Origin of the sequence: Glycomyces terrestris (genome assembly GCF_003933745.1) — a bacterium.
Taxonomy (GTDB): Bacteria; Actinomycetota; Actinomycetes; order Mycobacteriales; family Micromonosporaceae; genus Glycomyces; species Glycomyces terrestris.
In genome coordinates this window covers 457,329-477,684 of the sequence record NZ_RSEB01000004.1, presented here as the reverse complement: position 1 = coordinate 477,684, position 20,356 = coordinate 457,329, and the positions used below count along the sequence as shown (strand labels likewise).

Below are 20,356 nucleotides of genomic sequence, written 5' to 3'. Positions count from 1 at the left end.
ATGTCGGAAGCATCCGCCAGGCGCGCCCGCGCGCGCCGCAGAACCCTCCTCGGGAGCGGCCTCGCCGCCCTTGGGAGCGCTTCCCTGCCCACGGGGGCCGCAGCCGCCGAACCCGGCACCCCCGCCGCCGCCGAGCAGACCACCGCCGCCTGGACCGACCCGCCGAACGGCTACCCCGAGTGGAACAACAACATCGGGATCTTCGAGGTCGGCACCGAGCCCCCGCACGCCACCTTCATGCCGTACGCCGACCTCCAGCAGGCCCTGCGGGCCGACCGCACCGACTCGCCGTACCGGCTCGACCTCGACGGCGACTGGCGCTTCCAGCACGCCGACCGGCCCGCCGACCGCGACGCCGACTTCTGGCGCACCGACCGCGACGACAGCGAATGGGACTCGATGCCGGTCCCGTCCAACTGGCAGCTGCAAGGCTACGACTTCCCCATCTACCTCAACTTCACCTACCCGTGGTGGGGCGCCAACGGCGACCACGAGAACGCCCAGCCGCCCTTCGCCCCCACCCGCTTCAACCCGGTCGGCCAGTACCGCCGCAGGTTCGACCTCCCCACCGCCTGGCAGGGCCGCCGCGTCCTCCTCCACTTCGAAGGCGTCAAATCCGGGTGCTACCTGTGGGTCAACGGCACCAAGGTCGGCTACCGCGAAGGCTCCTACACGCCGTCCGAATTCGACGTCACCGACCACGTGCGCGCCGGCTCCAACCTCATCGCGGTCGAGGTCTACCGCTTCCCCGACGGCGACTGGATGGAAGACCAGGACATGATCCGCCTCGCGGGGATCTTCCGGCCGGTCTTCCTCTACTCCCTGCCCCAGGTCCACCTGCGCGACTTCAAGATCGACACGCCCCTGCGGGACGCCTACACCAACGCCGACCTCGCCGTCACCGCCGCCGTCCGCTACAAGGGCGCCCAGCGGTCCGGGACCTACACGGTCGAGACCCAGCTCTACGACCTCGACGGACAGGCCGTCTGGCCCGCGCCGATGACGTCCCAGGTCGACATCGGCTCCGTGCAGGCGGGCCGGGACGCGGTCGCGCGCGGCTCCAAAGCCGTCACGGGCCCGAGGCTCTGGTCGGCCGAGCACCCGAACCTCTACACGGCTGTGCTGCGGCTGCGCGACCCCTCGGGAGCGGTCACCCAGATCGTGTCCACGCGCGTCGGCTTCCGCGAGTTCGCCATCCGCAACGGCCTCATGCGCATCAACGGCAGACCGGTCTCGCTGCGCGGCACCAACCGCCACGAGATGGACCCCGACCACGGCGCGGCGCTCACCCGCGACGACATGGTCCGCGACATCGAGGTCATGAAGCGGCTCAACGTCAACGCGGTCCGCACCGCCCACTACCCCAACCACCCCGACTGGTACGACCTCGCCGACGAGTACGGCATGTACGTCATGGACGAGGCCAACCTCGAGACCCACGGCGTCCGCGACCAGTACCCGGCGTCCAACTCGGCCTGGACCGCGCCCGTGATCGACCGGGCCGCCCAGATGGTCCACCGCGACAAGAACCACCCCTCGGTCGTCATGTGGTCCCTCGGCAACGAGGCCGGCGGCGGCTCCAACTTCGTCGCCATGCGCGACTGGATCCGAGCGGCCGACCCCACCCGGATCATCCAGTACGAGGGCGACAGCCGGCCCGCGGTCAGCGACATCCGCACCCAGATGTACAACACCGCCGCCGGGATCCGGGCCCGCGCCCTCGACACCGGCGACACCAGGCCCTACATCCTCGTCGAGTACTCCCACGGGATGGGCAACTCCAACGGCGGCCTCAAGGAGTACTGGGACGTCATCCGCCAGTACCCGATCCTCCAGGGCGGGTTCCTCTGGGACTTCGCCGACCAGGCCCTGCGCTGGCCGATCCCGCTCGGGGGCGGGGCGACCTACCTCGCCTACGGCGGCGACTGGGGCGACAACCCCAACGACGGCAACTTCTGCGGCAACGGCTTCGTCCTGGCCGGCCGCGAGCCGACCGGCAAGTCCACCGAGGTCAAGCGCGTCTACCAGGCGATCAACACCACCGCCGGCGCCGACCTCGCCGCCGGCGACGTCCGGATCGCCAACGAGTACGCCTTCCACAACGTGAACGAGTTCGACGGCGCCTGGGCGCTGGTCGCCGACGGCGCGGTCGTCCAGAGCGGCCGCCTCACCGCGCAGCAGCTCGACATCCCGCCGCTGACGAACAAGGCGATCCGCGTGCCGATCCAGCGCCCGGCCCCGATCGCCCCCGGCACCGAGCACTTCCTCGAACTCTCGTTCACCCTCAAGTCCGCGACCGCCTGGGCCGACGCCGGACACGAGGTGGCCGCCCAGCAGCTCCCCGTCGACTTCGACAGCCCGCCGGTCGTCCCGGTCCCGCTCGCGGACGTGCCGACGCTGACCGACTCCCAGACCAGCGACCGGTTCACCGTCACCGGCACCGGCTTCAGCGTCGCCGTCTCCAGGTCGACCGGCGAGATCACCGCGTACGAGGCGATGGGGATGCGGCTGGTGAACTCCGGCCCGGTCCCGAACTTCTGGCGGGCCCCCACCGACAACGACCGCGGCAACGGCCACCCGACCCGCAACGGCACCTGGCGCGCCGCCGGACGCAACCGGGCCGTCACAGGCGTCGTCCTCGAACGCCCGTCCGACCGGTCCCGGCGGATCACCGTCACGGGCACGCTGCCGACGAGCACCCAGTCGACCTTCCGCACCACGTACACGATCTACGGCAACGGCGAGATCCGAGTGGACGGCTTCCTCCACCCCGGCTCGTCGAGCCTGCCCTACATCCCGGAAGTCGGCACGATCCTGTTCCTGCCCTCGGCCCTGGAGCAGCTGCACTACTACGGGCGCGGACCCGAGGAGAACCACTGGGACCGCCGCACCGGCACCGACGTCGGCGTCTACGCCTCCACGGTGTCCGACCAGTGGACCCCGTACCTCCGGCCGCAGGAGAACGGCAACAAGACCGACGTCCGCTGGGTCGCCCTGGTCGACGCCGCCGGGCGCGGCCTGCTCGCGACCGGCGAGCCGCTCCTTGAGGTCAACGCCTCCCACTTCACCCCGGAGGACCTGTCCGTCGGCGTCCGCCACGACTACCAGCTGACCCGCCGCCAGGACGTCGTGCTGCGGCTGAACTACCGGCAGACCGGCGTCGGCGGCGACGACAGCTGGGGCGCGCAACCGCTCGACCAGTACAAGCTGTTCCCCAGCCACGACTACTCCTACACCTACCGGCTCAAGCCCCTGCCGAGCGTCGGCCAGGCGATGGCGCTGTCCCGCAAGCCCACCGAGACTGGCGGCGGCAGCACCGGGCCGGTCGAGCCGGGCGTGCACTACCGGCTCGTCGCCCAGCACAGCGGCAAGGCCGCCGACGTCAACGGCTCCTCCACCGCCGCAGGCGCGGCGCTGATCCAGTGGGCGATCCACAGCGGCGCCAACCAGCAGTTCGACTTCGTGGACGCCGGGGCCGGCTACTGGCGGATCAGAGCCCGCCACTCCGGACTCGTCCTCCAGGTGTCGGGCAGCGGCACCGGCGCCGACATCACCCAGCAGCCGGCCTCCACCGCCGCGAGCCAGCAGTGGTCGGTGGTCGACCACGGCGGCGGCACCGTGACCCTCGTCAACCGCCAGAGCGGACTGGCGATGGACGTGTGGGGCCAGTCCACCGCCGACGGCGCCCGCATCTCGCAGTGGAACGTCACCGGCGGCGCCAACCAGCTGTTCGCCCTCCAGCGAAGCTGACCCCTCGCCGGCGCGCCGCCGGCGCGCCGGCCGAACAGAAAGGAGCACCCGATGTCCCGACCCGCTTCAGCCGCTTCGAGACCACCGGTGTCCGCACTCGGCGGCAGGCCGCTGACCTGGCGCGGCCGCGCCGCGGTCACGATCGGCCTCGCCCTCGCGATGGTCCTGGCGGCCCTCATCGTCACCCCCGGCGAGAGCCGGGCGCAGGTCACGATGAACGTGAACCTCGCCTCCGACCAGGGGCCGTCGAACGGCGTCGGCCTCGGATTCCTGTACGGCGTCACCGGCGACGGCAGCCAGCCGGCGGACCAGTACCTCGAACCGCTGCGCATGAACGCCTTCCGGGCCGGCGGGCACATGACCCGCGGCTGGATCGAGGACGGCTACCGCTACGGCACCGCCACCCAGACCATCGTGAACTCGCTCACCTCGCAGGCCCGGCGCTTCACCGCCGCGCCCTACGAGGCCCAGTACCAGGTGATCCTGAGCGACGTGTACGGCGCGTACGGCGGGCAGGGCGCCAACACGATGTACCCCTGCGACAACGGCGACTGCTCGAACTGGGCCACCTTCGTCTCCACCATCGCCACCAGGATGCGGGACACCGGAATGCCGATGTCGTACGACATCTGGAACGAACCCGACATCGAGATCTTCTGGACCCGCGGGGTCAACAGCGAGCAGTACTTCCGCATGTGGGACACCGCGGTCCGGGAGATCCGGCGCGTCGACCCGAACGCGGTCATCCTCGGCCCCTCGTTCGCCTACACCCCGGACCGCCGCCCCGAGCAGTGGCGGACCTGGCTGGCGCACACCAAGGCCGCGGGCACCCTGCCGGACTGGATCGCCAACCACACCCTGGGCGTGGTCGACGACCCGGTCCGCGTCGGCCAGTCCACACTCGACATGCTGGCCGCGAGCGGCATCCCGCCGCTGCCGATGTCGGCCAACGAGTACCAGCCGGCCGACATGCAGGAGGCCAACGTCCTCGCCTGGTACCTCGCCCGCTTCGCGCAGTCCGACTACGCGAACGCGCTGCGCGGCAACTGGTTCTGCTGCCTGGAGCCCAACCTCACGGGCCTGCTGACCCCGACCTCGAACGGCTGGCGCCCGACCGGCCTGTGGTGGGTGATGCGCGCCTACGCGGACATGACCGGGACCCTGGTCGGCACCTCCGGGCAGGTCGGCGGCACCGCGATCTCCGCCGCGAAGGACAGCGCCGCCGAGCGGGTGGTCACCGTCATCGGCGACATCAACGGGCGCACCGGATCGGCCTCGGTCAGGTACGACGGCCTCTCGGCCACGCCCTGGCTCGTCAACGACGGGAACGTCCACGTCAAGGTCGAGCGGATTCCGGAGCAGGCGCCGCTCAACGCGCCGCAGGTCGTCTTCGAGCAGGACATGAGCGCCGCCGGCGGCTCGATCACGGTCCCGGTGAACCTCCAGTCGGCGCACGACGCCTACACCGTCACCCTGACCCCCGGCGGCCAGGGGACCGGCGAGGTCACCGGGGCGCTGCGCTCGGCCCCGTCGAACCGGTGCCTGGACGTGCCGAACCAGTCCACGGCCAACGGCACGCAGTTGCAGATCTACGACTGCTGGAACGGCGCGAACCAGCAGTGGACCGCCACCGCGGCCGGTGAGCTCACCGTCTACTCGGGCGGGAACCGCAAGTGCCTGGACGCCTCGAACGGCGGCACCGCCAACGGCACCCAGGCCATCATCTGGACCTGCCACGGCGGCGCGAACCAGCGGTGGGTCCGCAACGCGAACGGCACCATCACGAACGCCGCGTCCGGGCTCTGCCTCGACGTCACCGGCGGCGCGACGGCCAACGGCACCCGGGTGATCCTGTGGAGCTGCAACGGCGGCGCGAACCAGCGCTGGACCCTGGTCTAGCGCCGCGCCGAACACCGCCGCCCGGGCGAGGTCATGGCCGCCCGGGCGGCGTCCGGCGTCCTCAGTGGAGGTCCGCCGCGTCCTCCGGTTCGGTGGCGAGCGCCCCGGTCATGGCCGCGACCAGGTCGTCGGTGGTGACGTCGGCCGCCCGGAAGCGGGCGGTGCGCCGGCCCAGGCGCATGACCTCGACGCGGTCGGCGACCTCCAGGACCTGCGGCATGTTGTGGCTGACCAGCACGACCGACCTGCCGGCGTCCCGGGCGCGTTCGATGACCTCCAGCACCCGCGCGGTCTGGACCACGCCGAGCGCCGCGGTCGGCTCGTCGAGGATCACCACGCTCGTCGCCCACACGACGGCCCGCGCCACGGCGACGCTCTGCCGCTGTCCGCCCGACAGCATGGCGATCGGGGTGGTGACGCGCGGGACCCGCACCCCGAGCTGCTCCAGCGCCGCGGCGGCGCCGCGGCGCATCGCCCGCTTGTCGAGCAGGCCGAGCCGGCCCGGGAGGCCGCGGCGCCTGATCTCGCGGCCGAGGTAGAGGTTCGCGGCGACGCTGAGGTCGTCGGCGACCGCGAGGTCCTGGTACACGGTCTCCACGCCCGCCCGCCGGGCGTCCAGTGGGGACCCGAAGCGCTGCGGGCGCCCGTCGACCAGGATCTCGCCCCCGTCCTGCGGCTGGGCCCCCGAGAGCACCTTGATCAGCGTGCTCTTCCCGGCGCCGTTGTCGCCGATCAGCGCCACCACCTCGCCGCGGTGGACGGCGAAGTCCGCGCCGCGGAGCGCTTCGACATGGCCGAAGCGCTTCACGATCCCGCGCGCCTCCAGCACCGGGGGCGCCCCGTCGCCGCGCCCCGGACCGCGGGAGGTGCGGCCGCGGCCGGCGCTCACTGGCCGACCGGCGGGTTGTCGCAGCTGGGCTCGAGCACGGCCTGGACCTCCTCCGAGTCGATGTTCTCCCGGGTCACGAAGGTGACGCCCGTGTCGGCCGACGTCATCGGCGTGCCTTCGCGGAGATGCTCGACCATGTTCTGGACCCCGAAGAAGCCCATCCGGAACGGGTTCTGCACCACCAGCGCGGCGATCTGGCCGTCGCGTAGGCCGGCGATCTCGTCCGGGGCGGCGTCCCAGCCGATGATGACGACCTCGCCGGACTTCCCGGCGGCCTCGACGGCCTGGGCCGCGCCGAGGACGCTCGGCTCGTTGGCGGCGAAGATGCCGGCCAGGTCGGGGTTGGCGGTGAGGATGTCCTCGGTGACCCGGCGGGCCTCGTTGACGTCGCTGTGGCTGGGCTGCTGCCCGACCAGGTTCAGGTTGCCGTGCTGGGCGAGGCCCTCGGTGAAGCCCTCTACCCGTTCGGTGTTCGTCTGCGAGCCGGGCTGGAACTCGATGAGCGCCACGTCGTGCTCGCCTTCGCCGAGGGCCTGCGCCAGGAGGTTCGCGGCCTCGACGGCTCCGGCGCGGTTGTCGGTGGCGTACAGCGGGACCTCGTCGGGCTGCGGGTCGGTGCCCGAGTCGATCATGGCGACCGGGACGCCGGCGTCGAGCGCGTGCTGCGTGGCCGGGGCCAGCGCCGCGGCATCGGTGGCGGCGTAGACGATGCCGTCCACCTCCTGGGTCACGAAGTTCTGGATGAGGTTGACCTGCCCCTCCACGTCGGTCTCCGCGCTGACGCCGTCCCATTCGACGGTGACGTCTCCGGCGAGTTCGGCGGCGCACTCGGCCCCGGCCCGCACGGTGCTCCAGAACTCGTGGCCGACCGCTTTGGGGACCACGGCGATCTCGAGCGGTCCGTCCACCGTGCCGCCGTCTCCGCCGCCGGAGTCGTCCCGGACCTCCACGCAGGCGCCGGCGGTCAGGGCCGCCAGCGCCGCGAGTACGGCGAGACCGCTGCGGGTCCTCGAGTCGATGGCCATGGCCTTGTCCTTCCGTCGTGAGCGGTGGTCGGCGGCGGGGTCTCACCCGCGGGCTTCGAGGCGCCGCCGCCGGAACTGGTCGAAGTAGACGGCGGCCCAGATGATGAGGCCGACGATGACCTGCTGGTAGTGGATGCTGATGTCCAGGAGCACGGAGCCGTTGCGCACCACGGCGATGAGGAACGCGCCGATGAGGGTCCCCGCGATCCGGCCCTGCCCGCCGAACAGGCTGGCGCCGCCGATGACCGCCGCGGCGATGACGTCGAGTTCGAGGCCGATCCCGTAGTTCGGCTGGCCCGAGTTGACGCGCGAGGCCGCGACCATGCCGCCGAGCCCGACGAGCGCGCCGGCGAGCACGTAGACCGCGGTGAGGTGTCGGCGGACGGCGATCCCCGAGCGGCGGGCCGCCTCCATGTTGGAGCCCATCGCGTAGACGTACTGGCCGAAGCGGGTCTGCGAGAGCAGGAACGCCGATCCGAGCGCGACGGCCGCCGTTACTGCGACGGCGAAGGGGACTCCGGCGATCTCGCCGTTGCCGAGCAGCTGGAACGACTCCGGCAGGCTGTAGACGCCGACCGCGCCGGTGATGATGAAGACCAGCCCGCGCCCGGCCGACATCATGCCGAGGGTGGCGATGAACGGCGGCAGCCGCGCGCCCGCGATGAGCAGTCCGTTGACCAGTCCCGCCGACGCGCCCACCCCGACGGCGACGGCCGTCGCCTCCCACACCGTGAACCCGAGGTCGCGGACGACGATCGCGCCGACGACCCCGGCCAGCGCGGCGACGGCGCCAACCGACAGGTCGATCCCCTTGGTGATGATGATCATCGTCTGCGCCACCGCGATGATCGCGATGACCGCCGTCTGCGACCCGATGTTGAACAGGTTGTCGGCGGTGAGGAAGTGCGGGCTGGCGAGGCTGAGGGCGACGAACAGCACGATGAGCGCGGTCGCCGCGGTGAACTCGGAGACGGCGGAGGAGAGGTGCTCCCGCAGCGACTCGCGGAACCGGTCGCGCGCCCCGGTGACCGACTCGACGGCGGTCGCGGCGGTCGCGGACGGATCGGGGCGGGGGGAACGACTCACGGGCAACGCTGCCTCCTCCTGACCTCGGAGCCCCAGGGGAGCGGAGTCAAAGATCAGATGTGTTGACGTGCAGCCGTCATCATTTCATATGGGTATTCGCCGAGACAAGGGATTGATGCCCGCCAATGCATTGTTCTCCCGGCGCCATACATCAGACCATCCGGGGTCGGGCCGGCCGCGCCCGGTGACGGGATCGCCGACGACGAGCCGTCCGCTCAGGCGGTCGACTCGCGGATCTTCAGCTCGAAGGGGGCCGTGTGCTCCTCCGGCGGGCGCGAGGGGTCCTCCATGCGGGAGGCGATGAGGGACACCGCCTTCTCGGCCATCCAGCGGTGGTCCGGGGCGACCGAGGACAGCGCCGGGGTGGTGTAGGCCGACTCGGGGACGTCGTCGAATCCGATGACCCGCACGTCCTCGGGGACGCGCAGGCCCAGGTCGGCCAGGCCCCGGATGACGCCCCGCGCCACCGTGTCCGTGACCGCCACGACCCCGTCGAACGGCACGCCCGAGGCGTGGAGGCGGCGGACGGCGCGGCGGCCGTCCTCCATGCCCATGCCCGACAGGGCCACCAGCGACGTGTCCACCTCGATGCCATGGGCCGCGAGGCCGTCCACATAGCCCTGGTAGCGGCGCGAGACCACGTGGACGCCCTCCAGGGTCCAGCCCGTGACGTTCGCGATCCTGGTGCAGCCCTGGGCGATCAGATGCTCCGTGGCCGCCCGCGTGCCCGCCTCGTTCGCCATCCCGACGTGGTCGATGCTGGCCCCGAAGTCGCGCTCCCCGAGCATGACGATCGGGAAGTCGCCCCACGAGTGCCCCTGCTCGCGCGGGTCGAGCACGACCGCGCTCAGGATCAGCCCGTCGAACTGGAGCTTGTGCGAGTGCGCGACCGCCTCGACCTCGCCGGTGTCGCTGCCGCCGGTCTGCTCGATCGCCACGTGGAAGCCCCGGGCCCGCGCCGCCTCGATGACCAGCGCCCCGAGCATCCCGAAGTACGGCTGGTCGACGCCGGGCACCGCGAGGCCGATCACCCCGGTGCGCCCGGCCTTGAGCGTGCGGGCGTTGACGTTCAGGCGGTACCCGGACTGCTGGATGGCGTCGAGCACGCGCAGCCGGACGGGTTCGGAGACCCCGGCCCGGTTGTTGACCACGTTGGACACGGTCATCTTCGACACGCCGGCCAGGCGCGCCACGTCGCTCATCGTCACCATCTCGGGTACCGCCTTTCGGGATCCGACGATCCTCCTATGCTCTCACCTTAGTGCGAGCGCACGACTACGCCACGTCCCCGGCCACGGTCGCGAAGGAGTGCGCGGGCAGGTGCACCAGCAGGCGGCCGCCCTCGATCCGGGCCCCGTCGTGGGCGCGCGGGGCGACCGCCTCGGGCTGCTCGGGGGTGTTGTGCGCGTGGAGCGCCCCCGCGGTGAGGATCTCCGACTCCAGACCCGCGACCGAGCCGCCGCGCAGGTCGATCGACACGTCCACGGCCTCGTCGGCGTCCAGGTTCGACAGCGACACCAGCAGGCGCCCGTCCTTGCGGGAGGCCGAGACCGAGACCGTCGACAGCGCCGCGCCGTCCACGTCCTTGACCGGCGCGTCGCCCACGACGTGCACCTGGAGGCTCGCGGCGTCCTGGTGGCCCTTGTTCATCCGGAACACGTGGTAGGTCGGGGTGAGCACCAGCGCGCCCGAGTCCGGGTCGGTCAGGATCATCGCCTGGAGCACGTTCACCGTCTGCGCGATGTTCGCCATCACGAGCCGGTCGGCGTGCCGGTGGAAGATGTCGAAGTGGAGGCTCGCCACGAGCGCGTCGCGCATCGTGTTCTGCTGGTACAGGAACCCGGGGTTCGTGCCCGGCTCCACGTTCCACCACGTGCCCCACTCGTCGAGCACGATCCCGATCTCCTTCTTCGGGTCGTACAGGTCCATCACGTTCGCGTGGCCGGTGAGCAGCTCGTCGGTGCGCGCGGCCTTCGCCATCGTCGTGTAGTACTCCTCGGCGGTGAACTCGGTCGCCGAGCCCTTGTCGTCCCAGGTGCCCGCGATCGTGTAGTAGTGCACCGAGACCGCCTGGTACAGGGGGCGCTCGACGCGCTGGCAGCCGAGGTGCGAGAGCTGCTTCATGAGCGTCTCGGTCCACGCGTAGCTGAAGTCGGAGGCGCCGGCGGCGATCCGGTACAGCTTGTTGTCGCCGTAGTCGCGGCAGTAGGTCGCGTAGCGGCGGGCCTCGAGGGCGTACTGCTCGGCGGACATGTTGCCGCCGCAGCCCCAGGTCTCGTTGCCCAGGCCCCAGAACTTGACCTTCCAGGGCTCCTCGCGGCCGTTGGCCTTGCGCTCGCGCACGGCGGGGGAGTCGCCGTCGCGGGTGAGGTACTCGACCCACTCGCTCATCTCCTGGACGGTGCCGGAGCCGACGTTGCCGGAGATGTACGGCTCGGTGCCGAGCAGCTCGCACAGCGCCATGAACTCGTGGGTGCCGAAGTGGTTGTTCTCCTCGACCCCGCCCCAGTGGGTGTTCACCATGGCCGGCCGGTCCTCCTTGGGGCCGATGCCGTCGCGCCAGTGGTACTCGTCGGCGAAGCAGCCGCCGGGCCAGCGCAGGTTGGGGATGTCGAGCGCCCGCAGGGCCTCGACCACGTCGAGGCGGATGCCGCCCTCGTTGGGAATGTCGGAGTCCTCGCCGACGTAGAAGCCGCCGTAGATGCAGCGGCCGAGGTGCTCGGCGAAGTGGCCGTACACGTGGCGGTTGATGACGGGGCCCTCGAGGTCGAGGTTGACCACGGCGTTGACGGTGCTGCTCATCGGTGCCTTCCTGGAAGCGGCGTGGGTATTTATCGGTAAAGTTGCTTCACTCTACCGGGTCCCCGCGCCGCCGTGTCAAGAGTCCGCTCCAACGGAATTTCCCGTCCCCGCGAGCGGGACGCCGCGACGTACAGTCGTGAACCGAACCGCCCCCTCGGAATGGCCTCCGAGTTCGACGCCGCGAGGCGAACCGGCTTGCCGCGGCGGCCCCCTCCGGCGCACACTGGCCCCATGCGCATCAGGGTTGTGACCGAAGCCGACCTCCCTCTGCTCCAGGACATCGAGCGCGCCGCGGGCGAGTGCTTCCGCACCGTCGGCATGGAGGCGATCGCCGACGACGAGCCGCTCACCCTCAAGGAGCTCGACGACTACCGCCGCACCGGCCTCGCCTGGGCCGCCGCCGACGACCGCGGCGCGCCCGCCGCCTACCTCATCGCCGAACCGATCGACGGCGCCCTCCACATCGAGCAGGTCTCGGTCCACCCCGACTGGGCCCGGCGCGGCGTCGGCCGCCGCCTCATCGACCACGCCGCCGCCTGCGCCGCCGCCGACGGCCTGGACGCGCTCACCCTGACCACGTTCGCCGAGGTCCCGTGGAACGCGCCCTACTACGCCCGCTTGGGCTTCGCGCCGCTCCCCGAGGCCGCGCTCACGCCGGGGCTGCGGGCCGTGGTCGACCGCGAGGCCGCCCACGGCATCGACCGCTGGCCCCGGGTCTGCATGCGCCGCCCCCTCGCCTGACCCTTCCGGGACCCGAGCGCGGCCCGCCGGCGCGCCTCCAGGTGGTCGAGCCGCTCGGCCGCCAGGAACGCCCGCGACAGCTCCGTGCGCACCCGCGGCGCGTCGGCGCCCGCGCTCTTGAAGTAGTAGATCGACAGGTTGATCAGCGACACGAAGCACGCGTACACCAGCTCGTCCTGCACCAGGTCGAGCATGATGAGCGTGCCGATGACCAGCACCGGGACGCAGTACACCAGGAGCGTGGGCCGCCACCGGGCGAGCCGCCCGGGCGGGAACTCGCCCTCGGGCACCGTCGACAGGCCGGCCCGCCGCGCCCGCCGGTGCGTGTCCCGCTCGAACGCGATGAACACGGTGAACACGACCGCGGTCCACACCAGGCCGATCTGTGTCGCCAGCGGCCACCAGTCGCCCTGGACGAGCGTCGGCAGGAGCACGCACAGGGACGGCAGGATCGCCATCGACCGGAGCCCGAACTCCGTCGCGGCCGTGAGGAACCGCTGCCGGCCGCGCCGCCGCAGCGGCGACAGCGGCGAGATCTCCGCGAACAGGTTCAGGTACAACCGGGCGTTCACCAGCGCGAACGAGAACCCGACCAGCCGCGCCGGCAGGTTCCCCAGCGGATCGGGCATGTCGTAGCCGTCCATGCGCATCGCGGCGAAGAAGTCGACGTCGAGGCCGCTCTGGGCGACCGCGATGTTCACCATCTCGATCCACTTCGCCTGCCAGCCGATGCCGAAGTCCTCCACCCACCAGGTGACGACCACCGCGAGCGTCCCCCACAGGACGAACGCGGCCGCCCAGGCCCACCGGTGCAGCCGCTGGGCCTTGACCAGCCGCGGACCGTCCGCGGCCTTCCCCCGCTTCCGCAGCTCCTCGGCCTGGCGGCGGCGCACCCGCATGATCCGGCCCTGCCGGGCCACGGTCCCCGAGCCCGGCAGCAGGTTCCGGAACCGCTCGAACGCGCCCTGCGGCTCCAGCCGCGCGGACTCGCGGATGACCTCCATCTCGCGCTGGAACAGCTCGCGGATCTGGTCGATGCGGTTGTGGGCGCGCGCCTCCGCCGGGTCCTCGTACTCCTGGATCGGGGTCACCAGGAGGCGGCGCGCCGGGTCGCGGTCGACGAGGTCCTCGAGCAGCCGGGCCATGCCCGTCGAGAGCACGTAGGAGTGGTCGGGCAGGCTGCCGTCCGGGTTGAGCTCGGCGCCGCCGATCGCCAGCAGGAGCCGGCCGAGCGAGTACAGGTGGGCCTCCTCGCCGCCGCGCCCGCCCTGGCGCACCTCGGGGGCGACGTACGCCGCCTCGCCGGGCGCCTCGCCCGGCAGCGTCCGTGCGTGGAGGTGGTTGACGCCCAGGTCGATGAAGCGGACGCGCACGCCCGTGCCGGACTCCTTGACGATGATGTTCGAGGGCGTCAGGTCCTCGTGCCGGTACCCGAGCCGCTCCAGGTCGGCGAGCGCGAGCAGGAGCGCGCTGCCGAGGACGTCGAGCTCGGCGATGTCGATCGGCCGGATCGCGGCCTTGCGCGGGTTCGCCTTCGGTCGCGGCCGCGACCGGAGCCGGTCGGCGAGCGTGTCGCCTTCGAGGTAGTCCATGAGGATCCAGCCGTCGTGGCTGGCCCACACCCCGACGAGGGGGTCGTCGTCGGAGAGGAACGCGCTGAACCGCGACGCGTACGCCCGGGCGGCGGCGGCGATCGGGGGCTGCTGCTGGTACGGGTAGACGAGGCACTTGAGCGCGAACTCGGGCTTGCGGCTGTCGCGCGGCCGGGCGCTCCTGCCGTGCAGGATGACCGAGGTGGTCCCGTGGCGGTGGAACCGCAGCGAGCCGAAGTCGATCTTGTCCCACTCGGCGCGGGTCTCCGCGCTCGCCGGCTCGGCCCCGTACCGCGGGTCGTAGAGCTCCTTGACGGCCTCGCGCACGCGCTGGTCCCGCACGAGGTCCGCCGAGAGGTCGGCGGCGCGGACGCGCCCGCCGGGCGCTCGGAACCGCACGGCCGTCCGCCCGTGGAACCGGGCCTGCTCGGAGCAGTGGAGCGCGGTGATCGTGAGCAGGTAGAACCCGAGGTACCCGGCGGCCTCCGGCGGGCAGGGGCCGTCGTCCTCGCGGATCCACCAGGCCCAGAGCCGCTCGATCTCGGCGCGCTGCTCGATGTGGTACCGGTTGTGGTACCCGAACTCGTCGAGCGGGAGGTCGAGGAGGACCTCCCGCCACTCGTCCGCGCCCCAGCCGGCGAGGACGGCGGCCGCGGCGGGCTCGCCGTCCCCGGCGACGGCCGCCAGGGCCGCGGTGAGCTCCTCAGTGGTCGGCACGGACGCCTCCGTCCACGGTGACGAAGCGCGGCAGGGACGCGAAGGATCCGTCGCGCAGCCGGGAGGCCGGGACGCCGTTCACGGCGGCGTGCATGATCGCGTGCGACTGCCGGGCGGCCGTGAGCAGCGCTCCCAGCGACATCTCGTGGCGGCGCACCTCCGGCATCCACGGCAGCGGCGCCAGGTCGAGCACGAACGGGCCGTTGCCGGGCTCGGTCATCCACTCCTGGAGTCGGCGGCGCTGCACCCGGTACCGGTCGAGGGACGCCAGGTAGCCCTTGCCGAGCCCTTTCCTGATGCGCTCCATGTAGAACGCGGAGAGGCGCCGCCCCGGCGAGGGCCGGCCGGGCGCCCGCATCGGCTTGGTGCTCAGCGACAGCACGTGGGTGCAGCCGTCGGCGAGGGCCAGGAGGTAGGGGTGCGCGGTGAGGACGCCGCCGTCGACGGCGCGCCGGCCCCGGAACTCGCCCGCGCCGGGGACGGCGACCGGCAGCCAGCACGAGGCGCGCAGGGCGCTGCGCAGGTCGTCCCGGTCGCGGAAGTCGCCCACGCTCTCGGTGCGCAGCTCGTCGACGAGGGTCACCGCGACGTGGAACCCGGCCGCGCCGGCGAGGATGCCGTCGTAGTCGAGCGGCTTGACGGTCTCGAGGACCCGCTCGAAGACGTAGTCGAGGTTGAGGATGCCGCGGCGCGAGGCGAAGCGGCGCATGTCGACGAACTGCTTGGTGGCGAGGTCGTCGAAGTAGATGGTGAGGGGGTACCAGGTCTCCCCGCCCGCGAAGTACGCGGCGTTGACCGAGCCTGACGAGCAGCTGTAGACGCTGTCGAAGACGTCGCGCAGCCCCAGGTCGTCCAGGGCCGTGAGCATCGCGGCGGAGACGACGCCGCGCATGCCGCCGCCCTCGACGGCGAGCCCGAGCTTGTGCCCGTCGCCGTGCGCGCCGGGCCCCTTCCCGCCCTTCCTGCGGGAGCGGACGAGGTCGAGGACGGGGTGGTCGTCGTTCCAGTAGCGGTCGCGGTCGGGGGAGTACAGATCGTGCAAGTGGGCCTCCGGGGGGTGGAGCGGACGGCGCCGCCGAATCGACCGATCGCGGCAGTGTCCTTCCGAGGGTACGCAATCCGGGCACCGATCCGTCACCGCCGCGTCACCGCCCGCCCACCGCCGGTGTGAGGCGCGACTCGGTTCGGGGAACCGGAATAGACCCCGGGCCCGCCCCGTTAAGGTAGATGCAAACGCATGAACTTCAAGCCCGCCGCGGCGGGGAGAGCAGGGAATCCGATGCAGTTCGGTGTCTTCTCAGTCAGTGACATCACGCGCGACCCGATCTCGGGCGAGACCCCGAGCGAGGCCGAGCGGATCGAGGCGATCGTCAAGATCGCGGTCAAGGCCGAAGAGGTCGGCCTCGACGTCTTCGCCATCGGCGAGCACCACAACCCGCCGTTCTTCTCCTCCTCGCCGACCACGCTCCTGGCGCACATCGCCGCGCTCACCGAGCGGCTCATCCTCACCACGGCGACCACGCTGATCACCACGAACGACCCGGTGCGCATCGCCGAGGAGTACGCCATGCTCCAGCACCTCGCCAAGGGCCGCATGGACCTCATGCTCGGCCGCGGCAACACCGCGCCGGTCTACCCGTGGTTCGGCCAGGACATCCGCCAGGGCCTGCCGCTCGCGCTGGAGAACTACAACCTCCTGCACAAGCTGTGGCGCGAGGACGTCGTGGACTGGGAGGGCCAGTTCCGCACCCCGCTCCAGGGCTTCACCTCGACGCCGCGCCCGCTCGACGACGTGCCGCCGTTCGTGTGGCACGGCTCGATCCGCACGCCCGAGATCGCCGAGCAGGCCGCGTTCTACGGCAACGGCTACTTCGCCAACCACATCTTCTGGCCCACCTCGCACTCCAAGCGCCTCATCGACTTCTACCGCCAGCGCTTCGAGCACTACGGCCACGGCACCCGCAAGCAGGCGATCGTGGGCGTCGGCGGCCAGGCGTACATCGCCAAGCGCTCCCAGGACGCGGTCAAGGAGTTCCGGCCCTACTTCGACGAGGCGCCCGTCTACGGCCACGGCCCGACCCTGGAGGAGTTCACGCAGGGCACGCCGCTGACCGTCGGCAGCCCGCAGGAGGTCATCGACAAGACCCTGACCTTCCACGACGCCTTCGGCGACTACCAGCGCCAGATGTTCCTCATCGACCACGCCGGCATGCCGCTCGGCATGGTCCTGGACCAGCTGGAGCTGCTCGGCGGCGAGGTCGTCCCGGTGCTGCGCAAGGAGCTCGCCTCCCGCCGCGACCCCGAGTCGGCCGACGCCCCGACGCACGCCGGACTGGTCAAGGCCAAGTACGGCGACGGCCCGGCCCGCCAGCCGCGCCCGAACGCCAACCGCGGCGACAACGTCACCGGCGCCTCCCCCTACCAGGACTCGGCGCCCGCCGCCGAGTACCCGGAGATCTAGGAGGAGGACCGATGCCCCGTTCACGGAGCCGGCTCGCGAACGACGCCTGGGAGTCGCTGCTGACCGCCCACGCCTCCCTCATGAAGCGGTTCGCGGCCGAGCCGATCTGGGACCAGCTGTCGATGCGCGAGTACGACGTGCTCTACACGCTGTCCAAGCACGACGGCCCGATCCGCCTGTTCGAGCTGGGCCGCGGCGTCCTGCTCAGCCAGCCCGCGCTCTCGCGGCTGGTCGAGCGGCTCGCCGAGCGCGGCCTGGTCGAGCGGACCCCCGACCCCGAGGACGGGCGCGGCCTGCGCCTGGGCCTCACCGCGGCCGGGCGCGAGGCGCAGCGCTCGGTCGGCGGCCGCCACGCCGTCGACGTGGCGCGCGCGGTCGCCGACGTCCTCACCGACGAGGAGATGCGCCAGCTCGAATCAATCGGCCGCAAGCTCGCCGGGGCCGCGACCCCGGCCCAGCAGACCCACCGGACCCGAAAGGAGGCCGTGCTGTGACCACCCCGAAGGAGCCGTTCCGGCTCGCCGTCGTCAGCGCCGGCACCAGCGACCCGTCCTCGACGCGGATGCTCGCCGACCGCATCGCCTCGCGCGTCGCCGCGCTCGCCCAGGAGCGCGGCGGGGCCGTCGCGATCGACGTGATCGACCTGCGCGAGCTCGCCGGTGAGATCACCACCGCGATCGTCTCGCAGCTCATGGGCCCCAAGATGACCCGCGCGATCGAGGTCCTCGGCCGCGCCGACGGGATCGTCGCCAGCGCCCCCGTGTACAAGGCCGCGCCGAGCGGGCTGTTCAGCTCGTTCTTCCACGTCCTCGACAACGACCTGCTCATCGCCAAGCCGGTGGTCCTGGCCGCGACGGCGGGCACGGCACGGCACGCGCTCGTCGTCGACGAGCAGATGCGGTCGCTGTTCGCCTACCTGCGGACGATGACGGTGCCGACCTCGGTCTTCGCCGCCACCGAGGACTGGAACGCCGCGGAGCTGGGCGAGCGGATCGGCCGCGCCGCGATCGAGCTGCTCCTGCTCATGGAGTCCGGCTTCGCCGACCAGGTGCGCTCGGAGTCGTGGAAGTCCTACCAGCACGAGTACGGCTCGGCGGGCGGGACGGAGCTCGACATCGACCTGTCCTCCGACCTGATGCGCCTCGCCACCGGCGGCTCGGCCCTCAAGCCGAAGCGCCCCGAGTAGACGCCCGGACGGCCCCGGCCCGCGATCGCGGACCGGGGCCGTCCCGGCATCGCGGCTACAGTGGAGGCGGACCCCTCCGATCGAAAGGGCGCCGTCATGAGCGACCGCGACATGATCAGCACCGGCGAGTACGTCGTCTACCCGCACGACGACCCCGCCGAGGTCATCGAGACCGTCCAGGTCGTCGCCGAGGACCCGACCGGAGGCGACTTCGCCTTCGGTCCCGAGGACGGCGAACCGCGGCGCTGAACGGCCCGCCGCCGCACCCGTCGGGAGTCGCCCCACGACCGTGCCCTTGAACCGAGCCCTCAGAAGACTGTGCCCTTGAACGACCGTGCCCTTGAACGACCGTGCCCTTGAACGACCGTGCCCTTGAACGACCGTGCCCTTGAACGACCATGCCCTTGAACGACCATGCCCTTCAACGACCGTGCCCTTGAACGACCGTGCCCTTGAACGACCATGCCCTTCAACGACCATGGCCTGGTCGGGCCCGGCCCGCCACCGGCCATGCGCGGCAAGGGAATGCGACCGCCCCGCCGTCAAGCTCTGAAATGGATCGAAGTGCGGCGGCCGCGCGGCCGCCGCACCACCTTACGCGCCCAGCCGGTGCACCTCGACGGCCTCGGCCGTCTCCGCCTCGATGAGGTCGGCGTTGATCATCGCCCCGGCCATCGCCCCCGCGACCGCGGCGGGCCCCACCTGGGCCATCAGGTCGGTCACGTTCCCCGCGGCCCACACGCCCGGCACCGCGGTCTTCCCGAACTGGTCGGCCGGGACGTGCTCGCCCGCGCCCGAGGGGTGCTCGGCGACCTCCAGGCCGAGACCGGCGAGGAACCCGGCCCGGGCCTCCATGCGGGTCGCGGTCGCGAACGCCCGGCGCTCGACGAGCCGGCCGTCCTCCATCCGGGCGCCGTCCGCCTCGATCGCGGCGATGCGGCCCTCCACGACGCGGATGCCGCGCGCGGCGAACTTCTCGCGGTCCTCGGCGGACAGCTCCGGCGCGGTGTGGGTGAAGAACACCAGGTCGTCGGTCCACTGCCGGAACAGCAGCGCCTGGTGCGCGCTCATCGGGCCGCTGCCGATCACGCCGATCGCCTGGTCGCGGTGCTCCCAGCCGTGGCAGTACGGGCAGTGCACGACGTCCTTGCCCCAGCGTTCGGCCAGCCCGGGGATCTCCGGCAGCCGGTCGACGACGCCCGCGGCGACGAGCAGACGCCGCGCAACGACCTCGCGGCCGTCCTCGAGCGCGACGACGAACTCGCGGTCCCGCTTGAGCGCCTTCGCGACCCGGCCCTCCACGACGTGCCCGCCGTACGCGCGCACCTCCGCGCGCCCGGCCGCGAGCAGCTCGCCCGGCGGCACGCCCTCGCGGCCCAGCAGCCCGTGGACGCCGTCCGCGGGCGCGTTCCGCGGCTCGCCCGCGTCGATCACGGCCACCGACCGGCGGGCCCGCCCGAGCATGAGCGCGCCGTTCAGCCCGGCCGCGCCCCCGCCGATCACCACGACGTCGTACCTGTCCCTCAGTTCATCGGTCACTTCGACCACCTCCGGACCGAACCGTAGAACAGGACCCGCGAAACCCGCAAGCTTTCTTGCCGGTCTGGCAAAATAGTCGGCATGGACGACGACGCCTTCACGAAGGCCCTCGACGCGGTCGGCCCGCGCCTGCGCGCCCTCCGCAAGGAGCGCGAGGCGACCCTCGCCGACCTCGCCGCGCTCACGGGCATCTCCGTGAGCACCCTCTCGCGCCTCGAGTCGGGGGCGCGGCGGCCCACGCTCGAACTGCTCCTGCCCCTCGCGCGCGCCCACGGCGTCACGCTCGACGAGCTCGTGGACGCCCCGCCGACCGGCGACCCGCGCATCCACCTGCGCCCGGTCGTGCGCCACGGCATGGTCCACCTGCCGCTCACCCGCCGGCCCGGCGGCATCCAGGCGTACAAGCTCATCATCCCCGCGGGCGCGCCGACCGAGCCCGACCCGCAGGTGCACGAGGGCTACGAGTGGATGTACGTCCTCAACGGACGGCTGCGGGTCGTCCTGGGGGAGCACGACTTCGTGATGAAGCCCGGCGAGGCCGCCGAGTTCGACACCCGCACCCCGCACTGGTTCGGGCGCGCCGGCGAGGAGTCCGTGGAGTTCCTCAGCCTCTTCGGCGCCCAGGGCGAGCGCGCCCACCTGCGAGCCAAGCCCAAGAAGCCCTAGCGG

At 72.1% G+C, this 20,356-nt stretch carries 15 protein-coding genes and 1 pseudogene; 8 read left to right on the top strand and 8 right to left on the bottom strand.

The features are described 5' to 3' along the window. Positions 1-3,750 (top strand): glycoside hydrolase family 2 TIM barrel-domain containing protein, encoded by a 3,750-nt coding sequence (locus EIW28_RS16285; RefSeq protein ID WP_125248751.1) that lies wholly within the window; start codon positions 1-3, stop codon positions 3,748-3,750. A gap of 87 nt (positions 3,751-3,837) precedes the next feature. Next, on the top strand, positions 3,838-5,649 hold the full coding sequence (locus EIW28_RS16280; RefSeq protein WP_197717314.1) for an RICIN domain-containing protein: 1,812 nt from the start codon (positions 3,838-3,840) through the stop codon (positions 5,647-5,649). A gap of 61 nt (positions 5,650-5,710) precedes the next feature. Here the strand turns inward: EIW28_RS16280 and EIW28_RS16275 are convergent, their stop codons facing one another. From EIW28_RS16275 to EIW28_RS16255, 5 genes are all read right to left on the bottom strand, one after another. Continuing rightward, the gene (locus EIW28_RS16275; RefSeq protein WP_232014009.1) at positions 5,711-6,538 is read right to left on the bottom strand and encodes an ATP-binding cassette domain-containing protein; all 828 of its coding nucleotides are present in this window, start codon (positions 6,536-6,538) and stop codon (positions 5,711-5,713) included. Next, the gene (locus EIW28_RS16270) at positions 6,535-7,563 is read right to left on the bottom strand and encodes an ABC transporter substrate-binding protein (protein ID WP_125248750.1); all 1,029 of its coding nucleotides are present in this window, start codon (positions 7,561-7,563) and stop codon (positions 6,535-6,537) included. The genes EIW28_RS16275 and EIW28_RS16270 overlap by 4 nt, the downstream gene beginning before the upstream one ends. A 42-nt stretch (positions 7,564-7,605) precedes the next feature. Further along, positions 7,606-8,649 (bottom strand): ABC transporter permease, encoded by a 1,044-nt coding sequence (locus tag EIW28_RS16265; protein WP_197717313.1) that lies wholly within the window; start codon positions 8,647-8,649, stop codon positions 7,606-7,608. A 215-nt stretch (positions 8,650-8,864) separates the two neighbouring features. Further along, positions 8,865-9,851 carry a LacI family DNA-binding transcriptional regulator gene (locus EIW28_RS16260; RefSeq protein ID WP_197717312.1) on the bottom strand — a complete coding sequence of 329 codons (987 nt, stop codon included), beginning with the start codon at positions 9,849-9,851 and terminating at the stop codon, positions 8,865-8,867. 73 nt (positions 9,852-9,924) lie between these two features. Next, positions 9,925-11,451 (bottom strand): alpha-N-arabinofuranosidase, encoded by a 1,527-nt coding sequence (locus EIW28_RS16255; protein WP_125248748.1) that lies wholly within the window; start codon positions 11,449-11,451, stop codon positions 9,925-9,927. A 231-nt stretch (positions 11,452-11,682) separates the two neighbouring features. On the opposite strand from EIW28_RS16255, the gene EIW28_RS16250 reads away from it, so the two are divergent. Further along, entirely contained in the window at positions 11,683-12,192 is a 510-nt protein-coding gene (locus EIW28_RS16250; protein WP_125248747.1) for a GNAT family N-acetyltransferase, read from the top strand. Positions 12,193-13,415: 1,223 nt separating this feature from the next. Here EIW28_RS16250 and EIW28_RS25075 read toward each other — a convergent pair. Continuing rightward, a pseudogene (locus tag EIW28_RS25075) lies at positions 13,416-13,814 on the bottom strand (protein kinase domain-containing protein); the annotation flags it as partial. A 673-nt stretch (positions 13,815-14,487) separates the two neighbouring features. Beyond that, entirely contained in the window at positions 14,488-15,543 is a 1,056-nt protein-coding gene (locus tag EIW28_RS16240) for a patatin-like phospholipase family protein (protein WP_197717311.1), read from the bottom strand. A 237-nt stretch (positions 15,544-15,780) separates the two neighbouring features. Here EIW28_RS16240 and EIW28_RS16235 point away from each other — a divergent pair, with 237 nt between their 5' ends. From EIW28_RS16235 to EIW28_RS24285, 4 genes are all read left to right on the top strand, one after another. Continuing rightward, positions 15,781-16,962, top strand: coding sequence for an LLM class flavin-dependent oxidoreductase (locus tag EIW28_RS16235; protein WP_125248745.1), 1,182 nt, complete (start codon positions 15,781-15,783; stop codon positions 16,960-16,962). Between the two features lie 11 nt (positions 16,963-16,973). Then, complete coding sequence (locus tag EIW28_RS16230; protein ID WP_125248744.1) at positions 16,974-17,456, top strand: MarR family winged helix-turn-helix transcriptional regulator; 483 nt, start codon at positions 16,974-16,976, stop codon at positions 17,454-17,456. Further along, entirely contained in the window at positions 17,453-18,148 is a 696-nt protein-coding gene (locus tag EIW28_RS16225; RefSeq protein ID WP_125248743.1) for a CE1759 family FMN reductase, read from the top strand. Before EIW28_RS16230 ends, EIW28_RS16225 begins: the two co-directional genes overlap by 4 nt. Before the next feature lie 96 nt (positions 18,149-18,244). Beyond that, on the top strand, positions 18,245-18,397 hold the full coding sequence (locus EIW28_RS24285; protein ID WP_158630427.1) for a hypothetical protein: 153 nt from the start codon (positions 18,245-18,247) through the stop codon (positions 18,395-18,397). A 345-nt stretch (positions 18,398-18,742) separates the two neighbouring features. Here EIW28_RS24285 and EIW28_RS16220 read toward each other — a convergent pair whose 3' ends face one another. Continuing rightward, positions 18,743-19,687 carry an NAD(P)/FAD-dependent oxidoreductase gene (locus EIW28_RS16220; RefSeq protein ID WP_125248742.1) on the bottom strand — a complete coding sequence of 315 codons (945 nt, stop codon included), beginning with the start codon at positions 19,685-19,687 and terminating at the stop codon, positions 18,743-18,745. An 81-nt stretch (positions 19,688-19,768) separates the two neighbouring features. Here EIW28_RS16220 and EIW28_RS16215 point away from each other — a divergent pair, with 81 nt between their 5' ends. Next, positions 19,769-20,353 carry a helix-turn-helix domain-containing protein gene (locus EIW28_RS16215; protein ID WP_125248741.1) on the top strand — a complete coding sequence of 195 codons (585 nt, stop codon included), beginning with the start codon at positions 19,769-19,771 and terminating at the stop codon, positions 20,351-20,353. The last annotated feature ends 3 nt before the right edge of the window (positions 20,354-20,356 follow it).